We start from the raw sequence: 6,520 nt of genomic DNA, 5'->3' as shown, positions 1-6,520 counted from the left end.
GCTTGCGCCATACCCCCGCGCTACCGCGTCTTTCGGCGCGTTGGGGTTGTGGCTTCGTTCTCTCCCCTCTCCCACCGGGAGAGGGGCAGGGGGTGAGGGTCGGGCGCCCAGCGGCGTCGGAACACCTCTGCCCAACCCCGCTCCGCGCCCATGGAACGCGGGCGTCCGGTGGCAGCGGGGCTCATGGCGTAGCCCGGATAAGCGAAGCGCATCCGGGGAATACGTGCGGCAGGACCGTACCCAAAACACTGCGACTCGCGACGGCGGGTTTCCCCGCCGGAAGCCGCCACCCATAATCCGGTCCATGTCCATCCCCCTCACAACGCCGCAACAGGCGCGGGAGCGCCAGCGCCAGGGTGCGCTGCTGATCGATATCCGCGAGCCGCACGAGCGTGCTTCCGGGCAGGCCGAGGGCGCGCTGGCGATCGCGCGTGCCGAGCTGGAGGCCGATCCTGGCCGGCACCTGCCGGATACGGATGCGGAGGTGCTGCTGATCTGCCAGGCCGGCAAGCGTTCGCTGGCGGCTGCCGAGGCGCTGCACGCGGCCGGCTACCGCAACGTCGCCTCGGTCGAAGGCGGTACCACGCGCTGGGCCGCCGATGGCCTGCCGCTGGTGCGGCCGCAGCTGGAACCGGACGAGGCAGATTTCCTCGAGCGTTATTCGCGCCACCTGCGCCTGCCGGAAGTGGGCGTGGAAGGACAGCGCCGGCTGGAGGGCTCACGCGTGCTGGTGGTCGGTGCGGGCGGACTGGGTTCGCCGGCGGCGTTCTACCTGGCTGCCGCCGGGGTAGGGCATCTGCGCCTGGTGGACGACGACGTGGTCGACCGCAGCAACCTGCAGCGGCAGATCCTGCATGTCGAAGACACCATCGGCGTGCGCAAGGTCGAGTCGGCGCGGCAGCGGCTGTCGGCGCTGAACCCGCGGGTGGAGATCGAAGCGGTCAGCGAGCGCGTGTCCTCGGCCAATGTCGAGGCGCTGCTCGAGGGCGTGGACGTGGTCCTCGACGGCTCCGACAACTTCCCGCTGCGCTACCTGCTCAACGACGCCTGCGTGAAGCTGGGCAAGCCGCTGGTGTACGGGGCGGTGCAGCGCTTCGTCGGCCAGGCCAGCGTGTTCGATGCCGGGCGCGCACGCGGGCAGTGCCCGTGCTACCGCTGCCTGTTCCCGGAACCGCCGCCGCCGGAGTTCGCGCCGAACTGCGCCGAGGCGGGGGTATTCGGGGTGCTGCCCGGCATCGTTGGCCTGCTGCAGGCGACCGAGGCGATCAAGCTGCTGCTGGGGCTGGGCGAGCCGTTGGCCGGACGCCTGCTGCAGTTCGACGCGCTGGCCATGCGCTTCCGCGAGGTGAAGCTGGCGCCGGATCCGGACTGCCCGGTCTGCGCGCCCGGCCGGCCATTCCCCGGTTACATCGACTACGCTCGGTTCTGCGGCACCGCTATCTGAGGCGCCGCCAGCGCGGCGCCACCCAGTGACCCAGTGACATCGCCGGCCCCGGGCCGGCATGCAGGAGGAGTGCATGGCTGCAGAAGGCCCCACCGGGAGCGAGCTGCTCCACGTCGTCGCCCTGCTGGGCGCGGCGGTCGTCATGGTCCCGATCTTCCGCCGCCTCGGCCTTGGTTCGGTGCTGGGGTACCTGTGCGCGGGCCTGCTGATCGGTCCATTCGGCTTCACCTGGTTCAACGACCCGCAGGCGATCCTGCACGTCGCCGAACTGGGCGTGGTGATGTTCCTGTTCGTGGTCGGCCTGGAAATGCGCCCCCAGCACCTGTGGAGCCTGCGCCGGCAGATCTTCGGGCTGGGCACGTTGCAGATCGGGCTGTGCACCCTGGTGCTCACCGGGGTGGCGATGCTTGGCGGGCTGGATCCGCGCAGTGCCTTCATCGGCGCGTCGGGTTTCGTGCTGACCTCCACCGCGGTGGTGATGCAGCTGCTCTCCGAGCGCGGCGACATCGCGCTGCCGCGCGGGCAGAAGATCGTCTCGATCCTGCTGTTCGAGGACCTGCTGATCGTGCCGCTGCTGGCGCTGGTGGCGTTCATGTCGCCGCTGCCGCAGATGGACGGCGGCGGGCGCGGCCTGGGCATCCTCACCGCGATCGCGGCGCTGGCGGGGCTGGTGGTCGCTGGCGTGTGGCTGCTCAACCCGCTGTTCCGGCTGCTGGCCGCGGCCAAGGCGCGCGAGGTGATGACCGCGGCCGCACTGCTGGTGGTGCTCGGCGCGGCGCTGCTGATGGACCTGGGCGGCCTGTCGATGGCGATGGGTGCCTTCCTCGCCGGCGTGCTGCTGTCCGGCTCGACCTTCCGCCACCAGCTGGAGGCGGACATCGAGCCATTCCGCGGGCTGCTGCTGGGCCTGTTCTTCCTCGGCGTGGGCATGGCCCTGGACCTGGCCGTGGTCGCGGCGAACTGGCCGCTGATCCTGTCCGGCGTGCTGGCGATGATGGCGGGGAAGGCCGCATGCATCTACGTGGTGGCGCGGATCACCCGCAGTCCGCACCTGGAGGCGCTGGACCGCGCCGTGCTGATGGCGCAGGGCGGCGAGTTCGCCTTCGTGCTGTTCTCGGCGGCCCAGGCGGCCGGCGTCATCAGCGGCACGGCCAACGCGAACCTGACCGCGATCGTGGTGCTGTCCATGGCGCTGACCCCGCTGGTGGTGCTGCTGGTGCGGCGTTCCACCCATTGCGACCGGCCGCCGTCGCTGGACGGCGTCGAGGTGGCCGAGGGCCTGACCGGCAGCGTGCTGATCGTCGGCTTCGGCCGCTTCGGCCAGGTGATGAGCCAGGCGCTGCTGGCGCGCGACGTGGACGTGACCATCATCGACACCGACATCGAGATGATCACCTCGGCCGGCGAGTTCGGCTTCAAGGTCTACTACGGCGACGGCCGCCGGGCGGACGTGATGCGGGCCTCCGGCGCGGGTAATGCGCGGCTGATCGCGGTGTGCATCGACGATCGCGCCGCCGCCACCCAGATCGCCGGGATGTGCGGCCGGCTGTTCCCGCAGGCCAAGGTGCTGGTGCGCTCCTTCGACCGCGAGCACGCGCTGGAACTGGTGGCGCTGGGCGTGGACTACCAGATCCGCGAGACCTTCGAGTCGGCCGTGCGCTTCGGCCAGGCCGCGCTGGAGGCGCTGGACGTATCGCCAGCCGAAGCGGCGGCGGTGACCGAAGAGGTGCGGCGGCTGGATGCCGAGCGCTTCGCCCTGGAGGTCGCCGCCGGCGACGTGCGCGCCGGGCGCCCGCTGATCATCGGCAACACACCGCCGGCCACGCCGACGCCGTTCACCACGCCGCGGCGCTCGTCGAAGCGGCTGGATACGACGGGCGGGGAAGCCTCTCCTCCGGCGGAGGGCGACGCCGCGGGCTGAGCGTCGCAGCGCTCCGCGAGCCGGGCGGGGCAGGGCATATGGCTGGCGTGTGCTCCGGGGTTTCCAGGGGACCTAGGCTGACCCGGCCAGGAGCGCCGAGCGGCGCCCATTTCCCCCGGCAGGGTTCAGTCGTGGCGCCGGCGCGTGGCCTCGAACGCGGCCAGCTGCTCCGGCGTGGCCTCGCGCTGGTGGCGGGCCTTCCACTCGGCGAACGGCATGCCGTAGACGGCTTCGCGAGCCTGTTCCTTGTCCAGTTCCAGCCCGGCCTCGAGCGCGGCCTCGCGGTACCAGTCGGCCAGGCAGTTGCGGCAGAACCCGGCCAGGATCATCAGGTCGATGTTCTGCACGTCGGGCCGTTCCTGGTTGAGATGGCGCAGCAGGCGCCGGAACGCGGCCGCTTCCAGTTGCACGGTATCGACCATCGCTGCCTACCTCGCCGTTGCCGAATCGGGGACAATGTGCCGATTCCGCCCCACCAGCCGCAAGCATCCCCATGACTGCCCGCATCCTCGATGGCCGCCGCGTCGCCGACGCCCTGCTCGACGAACTCAAGGTGCGGGTGGACGCCCGGATCGCCGCCGGCCGCCCCCGTCCGGGGCTGGCCGTGGTCCTGGTGGGCGACGATCCGGCCTCGGCGGTGTACGTGCGCAACAAGCGCCGCGCCGCGGAGAAGGTCGGCATCGAGGCCTTCGACTACGACCTGCCGGCCGGCACCTCCGAGGCGAAGATCCTCGAGCTGATCGACCAGCTCAACGCCGACCCGAAGATCCACGGCATCCTGGTGCAGCTGCCGCTGCCGGGCATCGCCGACGCCAGCGGCCTGATCGAGCGGATCGACCCGCGCAAGGACGTGGACGGCTTCCACCCGTCCAACGTCGGCCACCTGGCCCTGCGCCAGTTCGGCCTGCGCCCGTGCACCCCGCGCGGGATCATGACCCTGCTGGCCCATACCGACCGCCCGGTCCGCGGCCGCAACGCCACGGTGGTCGGCGTCAGCAACCACGTCGGCCGGCCGATGGGCCTGGAACTGCTGATCGCCGGCTGCACGGTGACCAGCTGCCACAAGTTCACCCCGGCCGAGGTGCTGGAACAGTCGGTCCGCAACGCCGACATCCTGGTGGTGGCGGTGGGCCGCCCGGGCATCGTCCCGGGCGAGTGGGTCAAGCCCGGCGCGGTGGTGATCGACGTGGGCATCAACCGCCTGGAGGACGGCCGCCTGGTCGGAGACGTGGGCTACGAGGCCGCGGCCGAACGTGCCAGCTGGATCACCCCGGTCCCCGGCGGCGTCGGCCCGATGACCGTGGCCACGCTGATGCAGAACACGCTCGAGGCGGTCGAGGCCCAGGAGCGGGGCTGAGGCGCTGCCGTATGAACCCCGCTCCGCCGGGGTGACGCGGCTTGTTTGCGCGGCACTGGCGCGCCTGCCGCCGAACGCCGGCGTCCCATGGACGCGGGCCTGAGGCGGAGCGGGGGCAGTGGGTGAGGGCAGGGTGCCCAACCACGCTGGCATACCGGCCCTCTCCCCAACCCCTCCCCCGGAGGGGAGGGGCTTCAGGCCGCCCGGAACGCGAGGTTCCATTCCCGGGCAGGCGTCGACATCCCGTTCAGGGGTATAATGGCGCGCTTCCCCACACCCGGGTATGCCGATGCTACGCATCCAGGCCGAAGCGCTGACCTACGACGACGTCTCCCTCGTCCCCGCCCACTCCACCGTGCTGCCGAAGGATGTCGATCTCGGCACGCGTCTCACCCGCGACCTGCGCATCAACCTGCCGATCGTCTCGGCGGCGATGGACACGGTCACCGAAGCCCGCCTGGCCGTGGCCATGGCCCAGCTCGGCGGCATCGGCATCCTGCACAAGAACCTGACCGTCGAGCAGCAGGCCGCGGAAGTGGCCAAGGTCAAGAAGTTCGAGTCGGGCGTGATCCGCGACCCGATCACCGTGCGTCCGGACACCACCATCCGCGAAGTGCTGGCGCTGACCCGCGCCCGCAACATCTCCGGCGTGCCGGTGGTCGACGAGGCCGGGCAGCTGGCCGGCATCGTCACCCGCCGCGACATGCGCTTCGAAACGGAGCTGGACGATCCGGTCCGCCACATCATGACCAAGAAGGACAAGCTGGTCACGGTGAAGGAAGGCGCGCAGGACGAGGAAGTCCTCAAGCTGCTGCACAAGCACCGCATCGAGAAGGTGCTGGTCGTCAACGACGACTACGCGCTGCGCGGCATGATCACGGTCAAGGACATCCAGAAGAAGACCGACAACCCGAACGCGTCGAAGGATTCTTCCGCGCGCCTGCTGGTCGGCGCCGCGGTCGGTGTGGCCGGCGACACCGAGCAGCGCGTCGAGGCCCTGGTCGCCGCCGGCGTCGACGTGATCGTCGTCGACACCGCGCACGGCCATTCGCAGGCGGTCGTCGACCGCGTCGCCTGGGTCAAGAAGAACTTCCCGCACGTGCAGGTGATCGGCGGCAACATCGTCACCGGCGAAGCCGCGCTGGCGCTGTACGACGCCGGCGCCGACGCGGTGAAGGTCGGCGTGGGCCCCGGTTCGATCTGCACCACCCGCGTCGTCGCCGGCGTCGGCGTGCCGCAGATCACCGCGATCGACATGGTCGCCGAGGCGCTGCAGGACCGCATCCCGCTGATCGCCGATGGCGGCATCCGCTACTCGGGCGACATCGGCAAGGCGATCGCCGCCGGTGCCTCCACGGTGATGATCGGCGGCCTGTTCGCCGGCACCGAGGAATCCCCGGGCGAGATCGAGCTGTTCCAGGGCCGCAGCTACAAGAGCTACCGCGGCATGGGTTCGCTGGGCGCGATGGAGAAGGGCTCCAAGGACCGCTATTTCCAGGACGCTTCCGACGCCGACAAGCTGGTGCCGGAAGGCATCGAAGGCCGCGTCCCGGTGCGCGGCCCGCTGTCGGGCGTGATCCATCAGCTCATCGGCGGCCTGCGCGCCACCATGGGCTACGTCGGCTGCGCGACCATCGAGGAGATGCGCACCAAGCCGAAGTTCGTGGTGATCACCGGCGCCGGCCAGCGCGAGAGCCACGTCCACGACGTGCAGATCACCAAGGAACCGCCGAACTACCGGATGGGGTGAGCGGACGCGTTCGCGAGGCACTGCCTCGCGCGTCCGCGAACGCCCGGC

The 6,520-nt window shown here is 70.9% G+C and carries 5 protein-coding genes; 4 read left to right on the top strand and 1 reads right to left on the bottom strand.

Going from position 1 to position 6,520, the window contains the following annotated elements:
• Window positions 1–304: 304 nt before the first annotated feature.
• The gene (moeB, locus tag M503_RS0109625; protein WP_028920379.1) at window positions 305–1,444 is read left to right on the top strand and encodes a molybdopterin-synthase adenylyltransferase MoeB; all 1,140 of its coding nucleotides are present in this window, start codon (window positions 305–307) and stop codon (window positions 1,442–1,444) included.
• Between the two features lie 73 nt (window positions 1,445–1,517).
• The gene (locus M503_RS0109620) at window positions 1,518–3,365 is read left to right on the top strand and encodes a monovalent cation:proton antiporter-2 (CPA2) family protein (RefSeq protein WP_028920380.1); all 1,848 of its coding nucleotides are present in this window, start codon (window positions 1,518–1,520) and stop codon (window positions 3,363–3,365) included.
• A gap of 125 nt (window positions 3,366–3,490) precedes the next feature.
• Here the strand turns inward: M503_RS0109620 and M503_RS0109615 are convergent, their stop codons facing one another.
• On the bottom strand, window positions 3,491–3,787 hold the full coding sequence (locus M503_RS0109615; protein WP_028920381.1) for a DUF1244 domain-containing protein: 297 nt from the start codon (window positions 3,785–3,787) through the stop codon (window positions 3,491–3,493).
• 71 nt (window positions 3,788–3,858) lie between these two features.
• On the opposite strand from M503_RS0109615, the gene folD reads away from it, so the two are divergent.
• Together folD and guaB are read left to right on the top strand one after the other, a co-directional pair.
• Window positions 3,859–4,722 carry a bifunctional methylenetetrahydrofolate dehydrogenase/methenyltetrahydrofolate cyclohydrolase FolD gene (gene folD / locus M503_RS0109610; RefSeq protein WP_051414484.1) on the top strand — a complete coding sequence of 288 codons (864 nt, stop codon included), beginning with the start codon at window positions 3,859–3,861 and terminating at the stop codon, window positions 4,720–4,722.
• Between the two features lie 289 nt (window positions 4,723–5,011).
• Entirely contained in the window at window positions 5,012–6,472 is a 1,461-nt protein-coding gene (gene guaB, locus M503_RS0109605; protein WP_028920383.1) for an IMP dehydrogenase, read from the top strand.
• Window positions 6,473–6,520 lie beyond the last annotated feature (48 nt).

Source organism: Pseudoxanthomonas suwonensis J47 (assembly GCF_000513955.1).
GTDB classification, from domain to species: Bacteria; Pseudomonadota; Gammaproteobacteria; order Xanthomonadales; family Xanthomonadaceae; genus Pseudoxanthomonas; species Pseudoxanthomonas suwonensis_C.
This window is presented reverse-complemented; position numbering and strand designations above follow the sequence as displayed.